General features: G+C 42.2%; 14 protein-coding genes. 11 read left to right on the top strand and 3 right to left on the bottom strand.

Going from position 1 to position 19,297, the window contains the following annotated elements; translation table 11 throughout:
• Nucleotides 1-160: 160 nt before the first annotated feature.
• Together IPH84_09700 and IPH84_09695 are read right to left on the bottom strand one after the other, a co-directional pair.
• Nucleotides 161-1,984, bottom strand: a complete 1,824-nt coding sequence (locus tag IPH84_09700) for a sodium-dependent transporter (protein MBK7173492.1) — start codon at nt 1,982-1,984, stop codon at nt 161-163.
• A 72-nt stretch (nt 1,985-2,056) separates the two neighbouring features.
• Nucleotides 2,057-3,346, bottom strand: a complete 1,290-nt coding sequence (locus IPH84_09695) for a DUF2851 family protein (GenBank protein ID MBK7173491.1) — start codon at nt 3,344-3,346, stop codon at nt 2,057-2,059.
• Between the two features lie 242 nt (nt 3,347-3,588).
• On the opposite strand from IPH84_09695, the gene IPH84_09690 reads away from it, so the two are divergent.
• Nucleotides 3,589-5,211, top strand: coding sequence for a CotH kinase family protein (locus tag IPH84_09690; GenBank protein MBK7173490.1), 1,623 nt, complete (start codon nt 3,589-3,591; stop codon nt 5,209-5,211).
• Between the two features lie 449 nt (nt 5,212-5,660).
• Here IPH84_09690 and IPH84_09685 read toward each other — a convergent pair whose 3' ends face one another.
• Nucleotides 5,661-6,986 (bottom strand): hypothetical protein, encoded by a 1,326-nt coding sequence (locus IPH84_09685; protein MBK7173489.1) that lies wholly within the window; start codon nt 6,984-6,986, stop codon nt 5,661-5,663.
• Between the two features lie 215 nt (nt 6,987-7,201).
• Between IPH84_09685 and IPH84_09680 the strand changes: the two genes are divergently transcribed.
• The 10 genes from IPH84_09680 (at nt 7,202) to IPH84_09635 (ending at nt 19,213) form a co-directional block, all read left to right on the top strand.
• Nucleotides 7,202-7,444, top strand: a complete 243-nt coding sequence (locus tag IPH84_09680; GenBank protein MBK7173488.1) for a hypothetical protein — start codon at nt 7,202-7,204, stop codon at nt 7,442-7,444.
• A 7-nt stretch (nt 7,445-7,451) separates the two neighbouring features.
• On the top strand, nt 7,452-7,745 hold the full coding sequence (locus tag IPH84_09675; protein ID MBK7173487.1) for a cell division protein ZapA: 294 nt from the start codon (nt 7,452-7,454) through the stop codon (nt 7,743-7,745).
• Nucleotides 7,746-8,027: 282 nt separating this feature from the next.
• Nucleotides 8,028-9,593 carry a ribonuclease Y gene (rny, locus tag IPH84_09670; GenBank protein ID MBK7173486.1) on the top strand — a complete coding sequence of 522 codons (1,566 nt, stop codon included), beginning with the start codon at nt 8,028-8,030 and terminating at the stop codon, nt 9,591-9,593.
• 58 nt (nt 9,594-9,651) lie between these two features.
• Nucleotides 9,652-10,743 (top strand): NUDIX domain-containing protein, encoded by a 1,092-nt coding sequence (locus IPH84_09665; protein MBK7173485.1) that lies wholly within the window; start codon nt 9,652-9,654, stop codon nt 10,741-10,743.
• A gap of 368 nt (nt 10,744-11,111) precedes the next feature.
• On the top strand, nt 11,112-12,524 hold the full coding sequence (locus IPH84_09660) for a hypothetical protein (protein ID MBK7173484.1): 1,413 nt from the start codon (nt 11,112-11,114) through the stop codon (nt 12,522-12,524).
• Between the two features lie 372 nt (nt 12,525-12,896).
• Entirely contained in the window at nt 12,897-13,718 is an 822-nt protein-coding gene (locus IPH84_09655; protein ID MBK7173483.1) for a hypothetical protein, read from the top strand.
• A 286-nt stretch (nt 13,719-14,004) separates the two neighbouring features.
• A complete protein-coding gene (locus IPH84_09650; GenBank protein MBK7173482.1) occupies nt 14,005-14,340 on the top strand; it encodes a hypothetical protein in 336 nt (111 codons plus the stop codon).
• A gap of 31 nt (nt 14,341-14,371) precedes the next feature.
• Nucleotides 14,372-14,935, top strand: a complete 564-nt coding sequence (locus tag IPH84_09645; GenBank protein ID MBK7173481.1) for a hypothetical protein — start codon at nt 14,372-14,374, stop codon at nt 14,933-14,935.
• Nucleotides 14,936-14,985: 50 nt separating this feature from the next.
• Nucleotides 14,986-17,565, top strand: coding sequence for a hypothetical protein (locus IPH84_09640; protein MBK7173480.1), 2,580 nt, complete (start codon nt 14,986-14,988; stop codon nt 17,563-17,565).
• Nucleotides 17,566-17,686: 121 nt separating this feature from the next.
• The gene (locus tag IPH84_09635) at nt 17,687-19,213 is read left to right on the top strand and encodes a hypothetical protein (GenBank protein MBK7173479.1); all 1,527 of its coding nucleotides are present in this window, start codon (nt 17,687-17,689) and stop codon (nt 19,211-19,213) included.
• Nucleotides 19,214-19,297 lie beyond the last annotated feature (84 nt).

Here is a 19,297-nt window from a genome sequence, read left to right as displayed (position 1 = left end):
TTGAGTCTTTATGAGTTACTCATTTGTATATGAATCGGGTTCTTTCCTTGGTTTTGTGGTAAGCACCTTTATGAAAAAATAAACAGTAAGCATTGTAATAATTGCTTCAGATACAATCATGAAAATCAGGGGTTGTGTTTCCATAGCTTTTCTGCTTTTTTCAGATGCGGTTTGATTTTTTTCTTCTTCTGTAAGCAATATAAACAGTGATTCCGATCAGGACAAATACTGTGAAAAGTAAAAACCTGGAAATATCTATAAAGAAGATCTTATTGATAACACTTCCTGTATATAAAACTTCACCTTTTTTTATCCAGTCTCCCTTTTCCTTCATCAATTGATGATTTTCCTTATATCTGTAAGATGATGAAATTGACACCCCTGAACTTGTGTCAGTTACCTGAACAAAGGTCTTTTCATGATAGGTATATAAAGAATCAATCATACCATCCTGTTCAGCATAAAAAGAATCAGCAAAATAGGCATTATTCGGCCCTATTCCTTTGTGCATCATTTGTCCAAGGATGCTTTCCTTATGCAATTCCCAGCCTTTAAAGCCAAGTTTACTCCATTCGTCGTTGGCCGGTCTTACCAACGAGCCGAAGAATACACCCAGCAACATAAAGGGAGTAACCCATTTTAAAATAAATCTAAAAATGATCGGAACCTTAATATCAGCTCCATGAGTAATTTCAACCCATCCTTTCTTCATTCCAAAGACCCAGGAAAACAATATAATTTCCAAAGTGGCAAAAAGTACCAGTGAAACGGTTCCTGCCCAATAATCATATTCGTCGAATACTCCTTCCTGGAAAAACAAAACTGTGGGCAATCCAAGTACCAGTACAGCGACTCCAAATGCAATAGCAGCCCTTTTCCTGCGCCAGTTAAACTCATCCATCAGGAACGACATACACGGAGTCCCCATGGCTAAAGAACTGGTAATTCCTGCAAAAAACAATAATCCGAAGAAAGACACTCCTGCCATGACGGAAATGATTGCTCCCCATTGTGAAAAGAGGAATGGCATCACCCTGAAGCCTAGACCCAGGCCACCTAATTGAGTTAACTCTACTACTTTCTCAAGTCCAAAATATCCAATTGCAATCGGAATGATGATGGCACTCCCTAGCACTACTTCAACAAATTCATTCATCCATCCTGCTGACATCGCATTTAATGCTATATCATCCTTCTTTTTTACATAAGAAGCATAACACTGAACCGAGCCCTGACCCAATGAAAGTGTAAAGAATATCTGTCCTGCCGCTGCCAACCATACTTTAGGGTTTGTTAAAGAATCGTATTGAGGCGTCCAGAGGAAATTAAGTCCAAGTGTCCCATCAAACAAAGCTCCCTGATCTCCGGCCTTTAGTGTAATTCCCTTGATAGCCAGAAAAATTCCGAAAATAATGAGTAAAGGCATCCCGATCTTGGCAGCTTTCTCTACACCTCCACTTAATCCACGGCTTAATATCCAGACATTCAAAGCAAGGCAGAAAACGAAAAATACAACAGCTTCATATGGAATCCCGGTAGTGGTTGTGGAAATATCTAAATAGTTAGAGAAAAATTCTGATACTCCATGTTGATCCATGCCATTAAAAGAGCCGAAAGCGGAATGGAAAGTATAGGATAATGTCCAGCTTTCGATATAACAATAATAAGAAGCGATGGCAATATTTGAAAAAATTCCGAATACCCCGATATAAGTCCATAATTGTTTTTTCGTCATTTTATAGAACGCAAAAGGAGTGGTATGATGACCATACTGACCACCATATCGGCCCACTGACCATTCAACAAACAACAGGGGAATCCCCATCAATAAAAAACAAACCAGGTACGGAATAATAAATGCACCTCCGCCATTCTGAACTGCTTGCATTGGAAACCTAAGAAAATTTCCTAATCCGACAGCATTTCCGGCCATTGCCAATACAAGGCCTACTCTTGTACCCCAGGATTCGTTATTGGTTGTCATTGCATTAAATAAGATGTTTATCTCGTAAAAATAACAAAACAATTGTATCAAACAAGAAGGAAAGCAATTATTTCAGCTTGACTCCACCTGGTCTTTCATCCTCAATAAGGATATTCCAATTCCACATGAAAGGCAGCGCTTCCGATCGCAATAATTACTTTTTAACTCAAGAAGAGCCTGAGTTTCAGCACCTGATGACCCCTTCATTCCCATCGATTTCCAACGCCTGGTAATTGCATTGTCTTCTCCCTCTATTATCTGCAACATCTCAAATGCCTGCCTGTTCATCTTTTCGTTTCCAAGTTTTTTAGAGTAGATAAAAAGGAAAGGTGTAAAGAAATTAATCATAAGAAGCTGAATCGCTGTTTTACCTAACCGACATGAGTGTTCTTTTACCTGATGCCCAAACCTGTAATGTGTTTTCCAGTAATCAGCAGCTTCAATATCCAGCATTTTATGTAACTGATCTGGTGATTGAATTTCTATCAAATCTAATAATAACCCCTGCGTAATATGTACGATGGATGCGAATTGTGAAAGCCTTATCGTCGGGAAATTTGAAGGATGAATCCTCATGAACTTCCAGATATGAGCATCCATGGCCTTAAGGCTATATTTCTGCCTCAGGAAGCTGTATTCATTTGCAAGTGCCTTGTGATAATCATCCTTAAAAGGTTCTTCCAGCATACCCGCCTGACCAAAGACCAGGGCTTCGGTTTGAAACCGGTTCTCCGCATGCCGCCATAAACATTGATAAGAAATTGAAGATGACAGAATCTCAAATGCATCATTGTTCAACTTAAACCCCATATTCCTTGCCAGCAAACGATAAAATGCCTGGTTCCAGTCATTGGCTGACAAGTTCAGGGATCTTTCAACCTGTGCAGCCTTTCGCTCAAGCCGTTCAACCAATAATCTGTCTAACCAGGCAGTCCTGACAACAGATTCTACCAGCCCGAATGTTGATTCACAGGGAATCCAGCTCCGTGATCCCATAAATTTCAAATACTGTTGCCATGAATCCTTGTCCAGAGAATCCTTCAACTCAAGTACCGGAATCAGAATACCATTCTGTGTCTCAATGACACGATCATTCCTGTATACAACATGTAAGATCACATTTTCATAGGCTCTGTCATGCTGATGCCTGTGTCGCTCCCAATCGGATGCAAGAACATGAATTTCCACATTCCCTGCCCAGAGAGTGCTTCCAATCTTCACCCGGGCATTAAAGAAATCAGGTCCAGAATCCCTGTTAAGGATTCCGGGATGTAAAACAAAAACAGGCTCACCTGTAACCAGGGTTAATTGAGTTGAATAAAGCCGGTATTGCCACAGATAGTGCAAAAATTCTTCAGTCATAAAAAACAGAATATAAGAAATTGAATCGCTAATCATTGCAAAATTAACACCATGAAACAAGATTTTATACAGTTGTTGAAAAGTTTTGTTCAGTGAGAGTCAGTTTTGAATATATTGCAACTGGATACTATTCTGCAGCACAAGCGATATGGCCGCAATTCACAATATTATATCTTTACCTATTCAATCTGAATTGCCAGTTGCTCCAGATTATTATCTAATAACGATTTCAAACGATTAAAGTGATCCGTGCCTTTTCAACACTACTCATTCTTTGCATTGCTATTATAGCCAAAGCTCAACAGTTTACCCAAAGTAACCTGCCAATTGTAATTATCAGCACTTTCGGGATTCCTATCCCTGATGAGCCTAAAATTCCAGGTGTGATGAAAATCATTGATAATGGGGCAGGTCAGGTCAACCATATCAATGATCCCGGAAATATCTATGATGGCAACATAGGCATTGAAGTCCGCGGACATTTCTCGGCATGGCTGCCACAAAAGCCTTATGCTGTTGAAACCCGTGATGGAAACCAGAATGACCTGGATGTACCCTTATTCGGATTCCCAGAAGAAAGTGATTGGGTTCTCCTGGCGAATTACAACGATAAGGTCTTCATGAGGAATACCCTGGCATTCAAATTATTCAATGATATGGGGGAATATGCTTCCCGGACCCGTTTCTGCGAAGTCATGGTCAATAATGTGTACCAGGGAATTTATATTTTCGGGGAAAAAATAAAACGTGATGACGGCAGGGTGGATATCGCAAAACTTACTGAACTTGAAAACAGCGGAGAGCCACTCACCGGAGGATATATATTCAAAATAGATTACTGGGACCAGGACAATAGCTGGCAATCCCCGTATCATCCTATTGGACATCAAAATTTTGATGTGCATTATGTTTATGAATATCCTGACCCGGCAATCATTACCTTGCAGCAAAAGAACTATATCAAAAGCTATGTCAGCAGCTTTGAATCCGCTCTCTATAGCAATAACTTCAAGGACCCTGTTTTTGGATACCGCCCTTTTATTGATGAGAAGGCCTTTATCGACTATTTCCTGGTAAATGAATTATCCCGCAATAACGATGGGTTTAAAAAGAGTTTTTTCTTTCATAAGGATCGGGACAGCCTTGACAGAAGGATCAAATTAGGGCCTGTATGGGACTTCGACTGGGCCTGGAAAAATATCGATGAATGCCAGATCTTTAAAAACACTGATGGAAGTGGATGGGCTTATATGGTAAATGATTGTTATCCTGATGTAAGTTCACCCGGATGGCATATCAGGCTGCTTCAGGACCCCTGGTTCGCGAACAAGATAAAATGCAGGTATACGGAATTAAGATCCGGTTTGTTAAGCGAAGAACAACTCTTTAACTATATCGACAGCAATGCAACCTATCTCTGGGAGGCACAGGAAAGGCATTATATACGCTGGCCCATTCTTGGATTAAATGTAGGGACTCCGGTTGTCGGTTTGATACCATCCACCTTCCAGGGTGAAATTGATGGATTTAAGGCCTGGATATCACTTCGTCTGAACTGGCTTGACCAAAACATGCCTGGAATTTGCAGTGTGGAAATTCCGGAATCACAATCATTTATTGCACAACCTCTGTTATTCCCAAATCCTGCTGTCAATACTGCCTACATTGATATGCCTTTTGATGCCATGAACATGCAGGTGCACATTACCAATCTGGCAGGGCAAATAATTGAAGTACCCTTCAAATTAAACGGAAGTACTTTTCAACTTGAGGTTGGTGGATTAAATCCTGGAATGTATCTATGCAACATTTCTGATCCCTCAAAATCAGCAACATACAACCTGAGGCTCCTTGTTGCAAAATAAGAACAGTGAGGTCATTTGAAGGCAAAATGAAAAATGCAAAATGCAAAATGAAAAATGCAAAATGAAAAATGAAAAAAATCAAAAATTCAAAATCAAAATGAAAAATGAGCCGAAGGCTCCCCTTTGGGGCTCCCCGTCTCCCCTGCACCCTTTCACTCCGGCATCCAGCACTCTGGCACCCCAGTTCCCCGGCACTCCATCACTTCGGCACTCCGGCACTCCAGCACTCAGCACTCAGCACTCAGCACCCAGCACTCAGCACCAGCACAATCCAGCAATCAAGCACCCAGAGCCAAAGGCTCCCCTTTGGGGCTCCCCGTCTCCCCGGCATCCAGCACTCTGGCACCCCATCTCTCCATCGCCCCAACTCCCCGGCACTCCGGCACCTCGGCACTCAGCACTCAGCACTCAGCACCCAGCACTCAGAGCCAAAGGCTCTCCCTCGGCACTCAGGTCCCGGCACCTCCAAACCTTGGATTCACGACATTACTGAACATAGAACCAAACCGATAACTGATTCCCATATTAAAATAGAAACTTTGATTCGTTGGTAAAACCCGGGAATTGGTAAGAAGGTCATCCCTTGTAAAACTGGCCAAAGGAATATTCGGATTAATCCCTTTATTGAAATAGGCAGATCCATGCATATTGAAGGAAAGACCTTTGACAACCCGCACATCAACTCCGCCATTCAGAGAAAAGGAATGAACAGTGAATCCACTGATACTTACACCTTCCAAATCAAAGGAATTCAAATAATTATTCCATCCCAGCGATGTCCACATGCTCCCCCATTTTTTAACAACCCCGGCATTTAGCGAGAGATTCTGAGAAAAAATCGTTTCCTGCAACTTCCCATAATAGGAGCTATCATGATACTCCCTGTAAGACGGGCCTACCTGGTAAAAGAGAGTTACTGATTTAGTGGACGATTGCTCATAGGAAAACAGGCTATATTCCACTGAAGGATTGATGGCCAGTGAAATCCTGTAATTATTATAAGTACTCTTGTCGATGGAACCAAAACCACCTACTGACCAATGATCCGTAACACTGGCCACAACGGTCGCATCACCGCTGTAATTGGTATTCTCAGTAACAAGAGTATCCTCATCATAGAAATAAACCTGTTTATCATAGCTGGTATAATTGCTATAGGACATTTTTATTTTTTCAGTCACCCTCGACGCTTTTAAACTTGCCGCAGCCCTGCTACTCCTGGTAAAATCATTCCCGCTCAATCCCCCTGATGCCCCCATACTGAATACCCAGGAATCCCATTTATCTATTTCAGCAGCAGCGGGTTTTGCAGTATTTCCGGCAGAGTCAAGGGGTAAGGATATAATTACTGAAGAAGCAAGGCTTGTTCTGCCCAGGTAACGGGTTAGACCGATTTTCATCATCCTCACCATTTTCTGACGGTAATCATCATTCGATTCAGTCGCATACCGGAAAAACACTAATGTATCATTCAAACCACCAAACTCCTTTTGACCATTGAAAACGAGGCTTACTTCCAATCCCCCGGCACCTGTGGGTCGTCCGTTAATCATCAGGTAAACATTCGCATCAAACCTGTCAATCATGTAGTTGACAAATGAAATCTCCCTTTTGATGTAATTGACATCACACCACGTTTTACAATCCAAATACACATTTATATCCTGGGTTTCAGTAAAGGCTTTTGGTTTATAAGCCAGGGTTTTAGAATGAAATCCCAAACCCACTATCATCAGGAGAAGCAAACAGGCATGTTTCGGTAATTGGCAGGTCATTTTTAAAGTCTCTTCTTAAGAATTGTAAACTTAATAATATTATTCGCAAAGTTAAGAAATATGTATTACATTTCGGAGACAGGGCGATAAATAATAAATTTGCTTCGCTTACCCAGTTTGTATATTTTTGCCGTAGAAGGTAATGAACTTTCAAGAATGATATGCAACCTATTGGAACGCTCGCAAAAGGCATTGAGTATAAAACCAGGAAACTGGTGGACAAAATCAATAACCTGCAGGCTGCATATGATTCTTTAAAAAACAAGTACCTTGAGCTGGAAAAAACCAACGAACAAATCAAACAATCTACACAAGAACTCGAAGAAAGAATACAAGCAATAAAAATTGCAAAAGCAATCCCAAAAGGCAAGGATTCAGCAGATGCAAGAAAGAAATTAAACGAACTATTGCGGGAACTTGACAGATGTATTGATCTTTTAAACAACCACCCGATATAACTTGCCCATGACGGATGAACTCGGAGTCACAATTCATATTGCAAACAGACCTTATCGCTTGTTTGTGAAACGTGCAGAGGAAAAATCCATAAGAAAGGCAGCAAAACTCGTTGACGATCAAATTAACCTCTATGCCAATACATATAGCTACAATGACAAGCAAGACTTATTGGCGATGGCGGCTTTGCATTTTGCAACTGATGCATTGAATGCTGAAGAAGAATCAGGATTCATTCAAAATCAATTGCATGATACATTGACTTCAATTGACAACTCACTAACGGAAGCATTAAAAGATTGATCCATTACGTTCTTTGAAAATATTTAAGACAAACCCGCTTTAATTCATTTCGTTTGGAAACTCAACACTTTTCAATAAGGGCAGACCTTATGAAGTAACAGGACAGGCCTCAGCCACCCAGGTGGTACTCCGCTTATCCGGAGATAACAGTGGAAGCCCGACGATTTCAGGCAACCCTAATCTTGTCGTTTTGGGGTTTCCCAAAACACTGAATTAATAGCGGGTTTTTTTTCTTTCCTGATCCTTGCCCTCAATATATGTTTCACACTTAATTACTACGCAATGGGCAGTACTATGTTAGGGGCAGTTGCGGCAATAGCAGGTATCGCATTAGGTTTCATCATGGCAGTTACTTTCCTTCGAAAGGCCATTGAAAAGAAAAGCATACATCTTCTGCAGGATGCCGAAACTAAAGCCGAAGTCACAAAAAAGGAAAAAATCCTTCAAGCGAAGGAAAAATTCCTCCAGTTAAAATCAGAGCACGAAAAAGAAATTAACGAAAAAGATAACCAACTCAACAAGTTTGAAAATAGACTCAAACAAAAAGAACAACAACTCGTCCAGAAAGAACAACAACTTTCCCAAAAAATAGAAGAATCACAAAAAAAGATTAAAGAAGCTACTGATCTCAAAACCAACCTGGACCAACAAAAAGAAATCGTAACCAGGAAGCTTCAGGATGTTGAAAAAGCTCATAAAATTCATATTGAGAAATTGGAACATATCTCCGGTCTCTCAGCCGAAGAAGCAAAGGCTCAACTTATTGAAAGCTTGAAAGATGTCGCAAAAAGCGAAGCCATGGGGCAGATCAATGAGATCATTGAAGATGCCAAGCTAAAAGCAAATACCGAAGCCAAGAAGATTATCATTGAAACTATTCAGCGCACTGCTGCTGAACAGGCAATTGAAAATACTGTTTCCGTTTTCAATATTGAGAATGAAGAAATTAAAGGCCGTATCATTGGCAGGGAAGGTAGAAATATCCGCACACTCGAGGCATTAACAGGTATCGAAATTATTATCGATGATTCTCCTGATGCTATTATCCTTTCCGGATTTGACCCTGTTCGCCGAGAAGTTGCCCGGTTGTCGTTACATAAACTGGTAACAGACGGACGTATTCACCCGGCCCGTATTGAAGAAGTTGTAGCTAAAACTAAAAAACAGGTCGAACAGGAGATCATTGAAACAGGTAAACGTACCACAATTGATCTCGGAATCCATGGACTTCATCCAGAATTGGTTCGTCTGATTGGTAAGATGAAATACCGCTCTTCTTACGGACAGAATCTCCTTCAGCATTCAAGAGAAGTTGCCAATCTCTGCGCTACAATGGCCGCAGAACTTGGACTGAATGTTAAGAAAGCGAAACGCGCCGGATTACTTCATGATATTGGTAAGGTCGCTGAAAATGAGGCTGAACTTCCACATGCAATCCTTGGGATGAAACTGGCCGAAAAACACAAGGAACTTCCTGATATCTGCAACGCAATTGGCGCACACCACGATGAAGTTGAAATGGAGACACTGATTGCTCCTATTGTTCAGGTATGTGATGCTATCAGTGGTGCCAGACCTGGAGCCCGCCGTGAAGTTGTGGAAGCCTATATCCAACGCCTTAATAAACTGGAAGAACTTGCACTCTCCTATCCGGGAGTTGTAAAAACCTATGCTATTCAAGCTGGTCGTGAATTACGTGTTATTGTTGGCGCTGATAAGGTTTCTGATGAAGAATCCAACCAAATATCCTATGACCTGTCCCGGAAAATCCAGGAAGAGATGACCTATCCCGGTCAGATCAAGATCACTGTCATCAGGGAAACAAGAGCCATTTCCTACGCAAAATAAGTTTGAGAAATTTTAAAAGGGAGTTCTGATGAACTCCCTTTTTTATTGAATACTATCTATGAATCAACAACCTTGGGATCTCTTTAAAAAGATGTTACCCGGATTGTTCCCAATCCTCATCTTTCTTGTTGCTGATGCTGTGTGGGGAACCAAAACGGGCTTGATTGTTGCCATTGCTTTTGGTTTAGGCGAACTGATTTTTATACTCCTGAAAGAAAGAAGATTTGATTGGTTTATCATTTTTGACACAGCTTTATTACTGATTCTTGGTGGTGTCTCCCTGATTTCAAGTGATGAAATTTTCTTTAAACTCAAACCTGCTTTAATCAATTGCATTTTCTTGGTTATCATAGGCTTATCCACTTTCTCCAACAAGAATATCCTCCTTCTGTACTCAAAGAGATTCCTTAAAGATATCTCCATCGATCCTGATCATCAGAAAGAACTTAAAAAAACCTTTCTTGCTCTTTTTTGGATGTTCCTCATCCATACCGTCTTAATAGTATATTCAGCATTTTTCATGTCAAAAGCCACATGGGCTTTCATCAGTGGTTTTTTGCTTTATATCTTTTTTGCAGTTTATTTTGGATGGATATTCATGGCTGGCAGAAAAAAAAACAAGGCTGTAGAAGCAACTGAAGAATGGTTTCCAATGGTGGATGAAGATGGCCGTACGATTGGTAAAGTAAGCAGGTCCCAGGCTCATTCAAAAACCATGATTCTACACCCTGTTGTTCATTTACATGTGATCAATCAAAAAGGAGAGGTTTACCTTCAGAAAAGAAATGCTAATAAGGATATTCAGCCAGGTATGTGGGATACTGCAGTTGGCGGACATATTGGACTGAATGAAACCATTGAAGCCGCATTGAAAAGGGAAGCTTTGGAAGAACTTAATCTTTCAGAATTCACATTCACTCCTTTCCTGAAATACCGCTGGGATTCTAGCATGGAAGCTGAGTTGGTATTCTCTTTTATCACTCAATATAATGGCTCCATCAGCTATAATCCTGATGAGATTTCTGATGGACGATTCTGGAACCTGAGAGATATTGAAAACCTCTTGAATAAAAATATCCTTACCCCAAACTTTGAAAAAGAATTCAGCGCTCTTAAGAACTGGATCAAAATGAATCATTCCAATTTTTAAGTCAGCCATGAAAAGAGAAAATGACTTATAACACATTGTTATTATGTAAGTTATATTCCATTCTCCATGCCATGAATCAAGTGACTTTCAAAGAAACTCCCTTTTGATTTAGGTACTAAGCATAAATTACATCCCTTTCACTTAGTTTTATATATAGTTTATCCATCATCCTGTAAAAGCACTATTTAGAATTCTTTCAAATAACAACTTCTTAGAACGTATAAAATCAATTCATTATGCATTCTACAATTCTAAATTGAAGGTAACAACCTCTTTATTAACATATTAATTACAAAAAAGCATAATATATTTCGTAATTTTAACCTAGTATAGGATTTTCTTCATCCATCACTAATACATATACTGCCATGCACTCTATTTCTCTTTCCTTAATAGGTAATAACAAGGTCATTATCCTTACACGGATTCTTCTGACAGTCATATTCCTGACACTGACAACCCTGGTAAATGCCCAGGTTGCAATCAATTCCGATGGAACTACTCCACATATTTCTGCAATGCTGGATATTAAAGCCTCCAACCTGGGCTTTCTGCCACCAAGGGTGACATTCGCAAACAGGCCTGTAAATCCTGCAACCGGTCTCATGATATACCAGACAGATGGATCAAATCCGGGATACTACTTTTTTGATGGTCTTATTTGGCAACGTTTTGGATCTGCCCTTGCTGATTATTGGCTGCCGACAGGCCAGGATATATATTTCAGTAGCGGCAGGGTTTCCATTGGGTCGACCACTTCTGAAAATAATGGGTTGAAAGTAACAAACTACTTGAATGGCAAGGCTGCAGTAAAGGGAAATGTCGAGATTGCACCCAATATATTTGCATCAGGAATGTTGGGAGCATTAGGCCCTGTGCTTATGGGTGTTCCATTCAGTGTGATGAATGTTGGTGTTCTGGGCATTAAACCTAATGCAGGAAATAATGGAGCTGCTATCTACGGATGGAATAATGATGACAATGCATCCAACTATTCAGGGATCTTCATCACCGATGGTGCCAGTGTCAATAATAACTATGCACTTTATGCAGAAGCAAGGGGCGCTGCGATCAATTATGCCGGACAATTTAAAGGAAGAGTCCTGATCGAAGGCAACAACGGTAACTCAGCTTCAGCTGACTCCCTTAGCACTTTATTATCAGTCCAGGTGCGCCATAGTCAACCTTCCGACTCCAGGGCTATCGAAGGAATATCATTGCCCAAACCCGGCTACGGCGTGGGAATCAAAGGATCCGGAGGTTGGAAAGGCATTTATGGAGAAGCTAATGGTGCTGGTTATAGTGGATGGGTTTATGGAGTACAAGGGCTCTCAACCTCAGGATTGGATGGAACTGCTGTAGGAGTTTATGGTTCGGCAACAGGAGGAAATGTAAACTGGGCCGGATATTTTGATGGTGAATGCTTTATCGCCAATGGTTTGAAAGTTAATACCCAGAATACTCAAACCCCGGCACTTATGGTACAAGGGAAAATCTATGGATATGATCTGATCCTCGCAGATGCTTATCCTTTGCTTAAAAGAATAAATGACTATGAGCGACCAGATAACCAAACCATAAACAAGCCGGAATTTGTCAACAAAGAAATTTCTCCGGACAATACAGATGATATTAACTTGAGTATCCTCGATCTTAATGAAGCTCTTGTGAAAAGAATTGAAGCCCTTACATCAGCCATCAGCATGCAAAATTTACGCATCAGGGAACTTGAATTACTGCTGCAAAGTATGGTAAACGATAATCAATCATCGCTGAAATAATAAAGTTCTAAGCATCAGATAGAATTATACCCTAACAGAATAGGTTTGCGATCTGTCAATTCACGAACGGTTAATCCTCCCGGCAGGTCTCATTCAAATTTCACTGTTTTTACCTAACCTTGTCAGTCTGAATTATATCCTAATTACACATAAGTGCATTCAACTCCCTGTTATTCTGTAGTTTAAATATACTATTTAGAATCTTTATATACATATACTTAGTTATATATGTAATATTCAATATATTAGCCTTCCGATGCTGTCTAAATTTCATAATTCTATTCATTTTACTGCAGAAGTTTTCACTAACTCCGGATTTCTAACTTATTTTCACACATTCAAAATCTAACATTTACCCAAAACCCAACCCTCATGAGATATTCTTTACCTCTCTCACAAAAGAACCTTTTATCCATAGATATTAAGTGGATGGTTCTTGTGTTTTTTTTGATGGCCAGCGGTATCAGAGTTACTGCACAGATGGCTATCAATACAGATGGAACTGCACCCAATGGATCAGCTATGCTGGATGTTAAAGCAACCGGGAAAGGGATCCTTGCACCACGTATGACGTTTGCTCAGCGTCCTGCTTCTCCCGTTGCCGGTTTAATCATTTACCAAACTGACGGAGTAGCCGGCTTCTACTATTATGATGGTGCCGCCTGGCAAAAAATAGGAAGTTCTTCAAACGATTACTGGCAACCGAGTGGCGCTGATATTTACTTCAATGCCGGTAGGGTAGGTATAGGCCTGACAAATCCGGATAACTATGGCTTGAATGTTACAAATTATGTTAGTGGAAAAGCTGCTGTCAGGGGGAATGATGAAAGCGCTTTCGTTTATGCCACCGGTATGCTTGGTGTGTTGGAGCCAATGTCTCTTGGTGCACCTGTTGATGTTGTGAATGCAGGGGTATTGGGAATAAAACCCAATGCAGGAGGCAATGGAACTGCCGTGTATGGCTGGAATAACGATGACAACACAGAAAATTATGCAGGCTTGTTCGTGTCAGACGGTGTATCAACTACTGCAACAAATTATGCTCTTTTTGCTGAATCAAAAGGAGCACTGATAAATTATGCAGCCCAAATGCGGGGTAGAATGCTTATCCAGGGACATAATGGTGGTACCGGCGGTGCAGACTCAACAGCGAATGTGCTGACATCCCAGGTCACACATACCCGCTCTTCATGACACTCGTGCTATTGATGCATATTCCCGGCCTCAGCCCGGTTATGGCATCGGTGTTTATGGCAGTGGTGGTTATCGCGGGGTATATGGATTTGCAGATGGTGCAGGCTATTCAGGCTCAATAGCAGGGGTTTACGGTTACGGATATTCAGGTACTGGTGGAACAGCTTACGGAGTTTATGGTTTTGCTGCCGGTGGCGATAATAATTACGCCGGTTACTTTTCCGGGGATGTTGTTGTCAGCAGCGACCTCAGGGTCGGAACTTCTACCCAGGCTACAGGTTATGCCTTGTCAGTAAATGGCAAAATTGCATGCACGGAAGTGCTGGTGCAGGCTACTTCCAGCTGGCCAGATTACGTTTTCTCCGAAAACTACGAGCTGATGAGCCTTCCCGAACTTGAAAACAGCATCAAAATCAACAAACATCTACCCGGTATCCCTTCAGCGAGGGAAGTCGAGAAAAACGGTATCAGCCTCGGTGAAATGCAAACCAGGCTGGTTGAAAAGGTCGAGGAACTCACCCTGCACCTGATCGACCAAAACAAGCTGATTATAGACCTTCAGCAGGAAGTTAAAGCCTTGAAAGCTGAAAATGAAGCTAACAAGCATTCGATTAAGCGGTAAAACATTCATGTTTCCCTAAATTTCCTCTGAAATGAAATCAAGAATATTATTCATGATAACGATCCTGCTGGCTTGCAGCATACTTGCAGTCCGAGCCCAGGATTCCGGGAAACAGCAGCAAAAACCAGCTGTTTCTGTCCAGCAGGATCCAGTATTCCTGCCTGGAGATCCTTTCGATCCTAAAATGACACCGGAACAGAAGGAGATGCTCCTGCACGCCGGCGAAAATAATCCTTCAAAACCTGTTATTAAGCAGGATTCCCGCTCAGCTGATTTTGGGGTAGACCCTGAGAAGTTTTGTGGCAGTTCCAATGCTAAACCAACAGCAGGACTGGTGGAAAACCCACTGAAGGAAGAACAGGAAAGAGCAGCCCTTGCAAAACAAGGCCAGGCTGCCAGCTCCTCTGCCAAAACTTCTCAAAGTCCTGCAGTGCAGGAACAACCAGAAGGGCAGAAGCCCAAGACAGTTACCGATTTCAGGAAAGTAAACGGATCAAATGATCAGCCAGCCTCTCCCGAAAAAGGTAAAGTGGTAAATTATCGTGAGATCAGCGGTCCGAATGATCAACCCAAAGGCACTTCGCCCGGGAAATAATCATCAGGCTTGTTGTTCAACAGATAGTACTAAACTTTAGACTTTTAGTTATGAGACAATATATACGACAAATAATCACGCTTTTTACGGTGATTGTCGGCAGCCTTGTTTACGGACAGGGTTTTGCCCCTTCTGATATGTGGCTGGATCCTCCGACAAAGGACTTTGCCACTATTCAGAACACCGTGGAAGAATACTACGCTACCCGCGACAAAGGCCAGGGTACCGGTTATAAACAATGGAAACGATGGGAGTATTTTAATCAAACCCGTCTGACCCCTGATGGTAAAATCACCAACATCGAAGCCAGGAGCCTGGATGCTTACAATGAAATCCAGGAAAGCCTTAACAACTCCGATAACGACAGTCCGCTGGTCACTTCTGGCTATTGGGAATCCCTGGGTCCTACCAATTACACCAATCTTGCCGGATGGAATCCCGGAGTTGGAAGAGTCAACTGCATTGAGTTCCACCCTTCCAATGGCAGCATTTTCTATGTTGGAACACCTTCAGGCGGACTATGGAAAACAACCACCGGGGGTACCTCCTGGACCCCGTTAACCGATGGGATGCCAAGGCTTGGCGTTTCCGGTATTGCCATCAATCCCGGCAATACTGACATCATGTACCTCCTAACCGGTGATGGTGATGGTGGTGATACCTATTCTATCGGTGTCCTTAAGACCATTAACGGAGGTCAGACCTGGTATAGTTCAGGACTTAGCTGGACTGTTTCAGAAAATGTGAGAGGATACAAACTCATTATGCATCCGACCAACAGCTCAATCCTTTTTGCCGTAACCAATATCGGGGTTTTTAAGACCACAAACAGCGGCACAACATGGACCGAGGTGCTCAGTGGTTCGTACCGTGACATCGAATTTAAACCAGGCGATCCCACTTATGTATATGTTTCAGGTACATCAACCTTCTATCGTTCAACAGATACCGGCGGAACCTGGACACAGATCACTTCCGGTATGCCCAGTGGTTGCTCCAGGATTTCAATCGCTGTTACTCCGGCTAACTCCTCCTATGTGTACCTTTTCGGAGGCCCTACTACAGCGGTGGGAGCTTTCAAAGGAGTATACCGCTCTACCAATAGTGGTGCCAGCTTTTCAGTTCGGGCAACAACACCTAACCTCCTCGGTTATTCTTCAACAGGGAACGATTCTGATCACCAGACCACCTACGACCTGGCTATGGCCGTTTCCACTACCGATGCACTGGATGTGATTGTAGGCGGGATAAACACCTGGGCCTCAACTGACGGTGGCGCAAACTGGACAATAACATCATGGTGGGATACCAGGGGTAACACCATTGGTTATACCCATGCCGATATTCATGGACTTGAAATCAATCCTGTTAACAATTATCTTTATTGTGTGAGCGATGGCGGAGTTTTCCGTTCAACCAACTTTGGATCTACCTGGACCGACCTAACACCAGGGATTGCTATTACCCAATGGTACAGGATTGCAGGGATTGAAACAAACTCCAACCTGCTTGTTGGAGGTACTCAGGACAATGGATCCAATAAATGGACCGGCACAACCACCTATACCCATATTCAAGGTGCGGATGGCATGGATGCAATGATTGATCATAGCAATTCCAATATCATGTATTATTCCAGGCAAAACGGCATCCTCATAAAATCAACAGATGCTGGCGCTACATGGTCAGGAATACAGCCTGCAGGTTCCACAGGAACATGGGTTACACCTTATATCATGAGCCCATCCAATGCAAATACGATTTATGCGGGTTACACTGACGTTTATAAGAGCACGAACGGAGGATCAAGCTGGACCAATACAGGTATATCAGGAAGCAGTGCTATGGCGATGGGAACCAGTAATACCAGCAGGATCTATGCAGCTTCTTCAGCTTCAATCTGGCGTTCAGATGATGCAGCCGGTACCTGGACAAGCATTTCAGCAGGTCTCGGGGGCAATTCCATTACCGGGATTGTCGTTAACCCGGATAATAGCCTGGATGTATTTGTTACCGTTGGAAACTATGTTGCCGGACAAAAGGTATACCGATCCGCGGATGGTGGTGCAACCTGGACAAATATCTCCGGTTCTCTGCCCAATATTATCATGAATTGTATTGCCTATCAGGACACTGATGGAGCACCTGATGATGCGCTCTACATTGGAACTGACCTGGGAGTCTATTACAGGAATAACACTATTGGCGACTGGATTCTCTTCCAGAATGGTCTGCCGAATGTACCGGTTTTTGATCTTGAAATCAACGAAACTGTCGGACTTATCCGGGCTGGTACTTTTGGCAGGGGACTCTGGTCATCAGGACTTTATTCGGCCTGTCCGACCAGTTATGGGCTAACCACAGGCAATGACCCTTCCAACCCAAACTATACCGGTGTGCAGAGTTATGAAGCAAGTAGCACTATAACCTCTTCCAGGGTAATTACAGGTGGGTTAGGTACTGACGTTAACTATAAAGCAGGAAACAGCATCACCCTAACAACTGGTTTTCATGCACAGGAAGGCAACCTTTTCAACGCCAGACTCGGTCCATGCGACGCTGTTGCTCCGCCGATGATGGGTCGCTACATGGGTTCCATTTCATCCCTGGAGAATCAACAGCAGGATTAATTCTTGCTTATAAATTAACGAATGAATTTAATTGCTGGAAAAATGTTATTTTTGTACATTATTCATATATAACATTTATTTCTTCAGCTGAAAACCAAAAACCCAACTAATACCTGCAGTTATGAAAACCACTGTTACGCAATACAACAAACAGCCAAGGTTGTTAGTTCTCACGTTTTTCGTCACATTTCTATTCCTTATATTCAGCTCACCGGTGATGTATGCTGAAAACATCATCTCTTCTGGAACCACCATGAAAGTAGTTTCGGGAACAATTATAGTATCAATGGAAAGCCTCACAATTAAAAGTGGTGGCGTCCTTGATAATGCCGGTACAGTTGTTTTGAAGAAAAATCTTGTTAACGAAAATGCTTCTGCTAATGCAGTAGGTTCCGGAACCCTTCTCTTTTCAGGATCCGTAAACCAGGCGCTTAATGGCAGCAATGTAATCCAGAACCTTACACTCAATAATCCAACGGGTCTGACCAATGGTGGAGAAAACAGGATTAATGGAACTCTTACCTTAACCTCTGGACAGGTTATCCTGGGTGCCAATAATCTAACCCTGGGTACAACAGCTGCAATTGGCGGAGCTCCTTCATCAGCTGCAATGGTAGTTGCGACCGGTACCGGAGAATTACGAAAACTTTATACCGGTCCAGGCAGCTTTGTCTTTCCTGTTGGCGATAATACCGGAACAGCTGAATACTCGCCTGTTACTCTCAATTTTATCGCAGGCACTTTCCCTGCCAATTGCTACGCCGGGGTAAAACTAACCAATGCTGTTTATCCCGGAACACCCGGTGGTAGTTACTTAAACCGCTACTGGGATGTAACTCAAAGTGGAATAACCGGTTTTAACTGCAATGCAAGTTTCAAATATGTTCCTGCTGATGTGGTTGGCACCGAAAGTTCTATTTATTGCGTAAGAGTAAACCCTGGTTTGGTTGATTATTTTAGTATCACTAATACTGCATCCGACCTCTTAACCGCAAATGCCGTTTCAACTTTTGGAACCTTTACAGGCTACCAGGTGCTCCCCAATAATAATGCTTCACTCACTTTGTTACTTGAAGGATTATATAATAGTGGCGGAGTGATGCGGAAAGCTCAGAATGCCAGTGGCGACCAATTTCCAGGCACTACAGCTGACAGGGTTACAATTGAACTTCACAATGCAGCATCCTATGCTACTATTGCCTATTCCATCCCAAATGTTAACCTGAGTACTTCAGGTGCCCTATCGGCAACCTTTCCGGGTTTCCTCAGTGGATCCTATTATGTTACCGTGAAACATCGGAACAGTCTTGAAACTACATCTGCCGTTCCGTTAACAGTTTCAGGGGGGGCAATCACTTACAATTTTACTGATGCTGCTGCCAAAGCTTACGGGAACAACATGAAACTCATGGCAGGTGGCTATTGGGCGATATATGGAGCCGACATTACACAGGACAGAATTGTGGATGGCTCCGATATGGCAGTTGTTGATAACTCAAGTACAGCTGCAGTGACCGGTTACGTGCCGGAAGATGCAACCGGTGACGGAATCGTTGATGGATCAGATATGGCAATTGTTGACAATAACTCCACAGCTGCTGCTCATGTATTTTACCAAAAAAAGAAAAATTTACACAATACCAAGTAATTGTTTTTACCGAACAATCTAACACATAACACAAAATCTATGTAGCTTTTTTGCTTTCTGTGTCCGGCTAACCCCCTTAGCGAT

This window comes from Bacteroidales bacterium (assembly GCA_016707785.1).
Classification (GTDB): Bacteria; Bacteroidota; Bacteroidia; order Bacteroidales; family UBA4417; genus UBA4417.
This window is presented reverse-complemented; position numbering and strand designations above follow the sequence as displayed.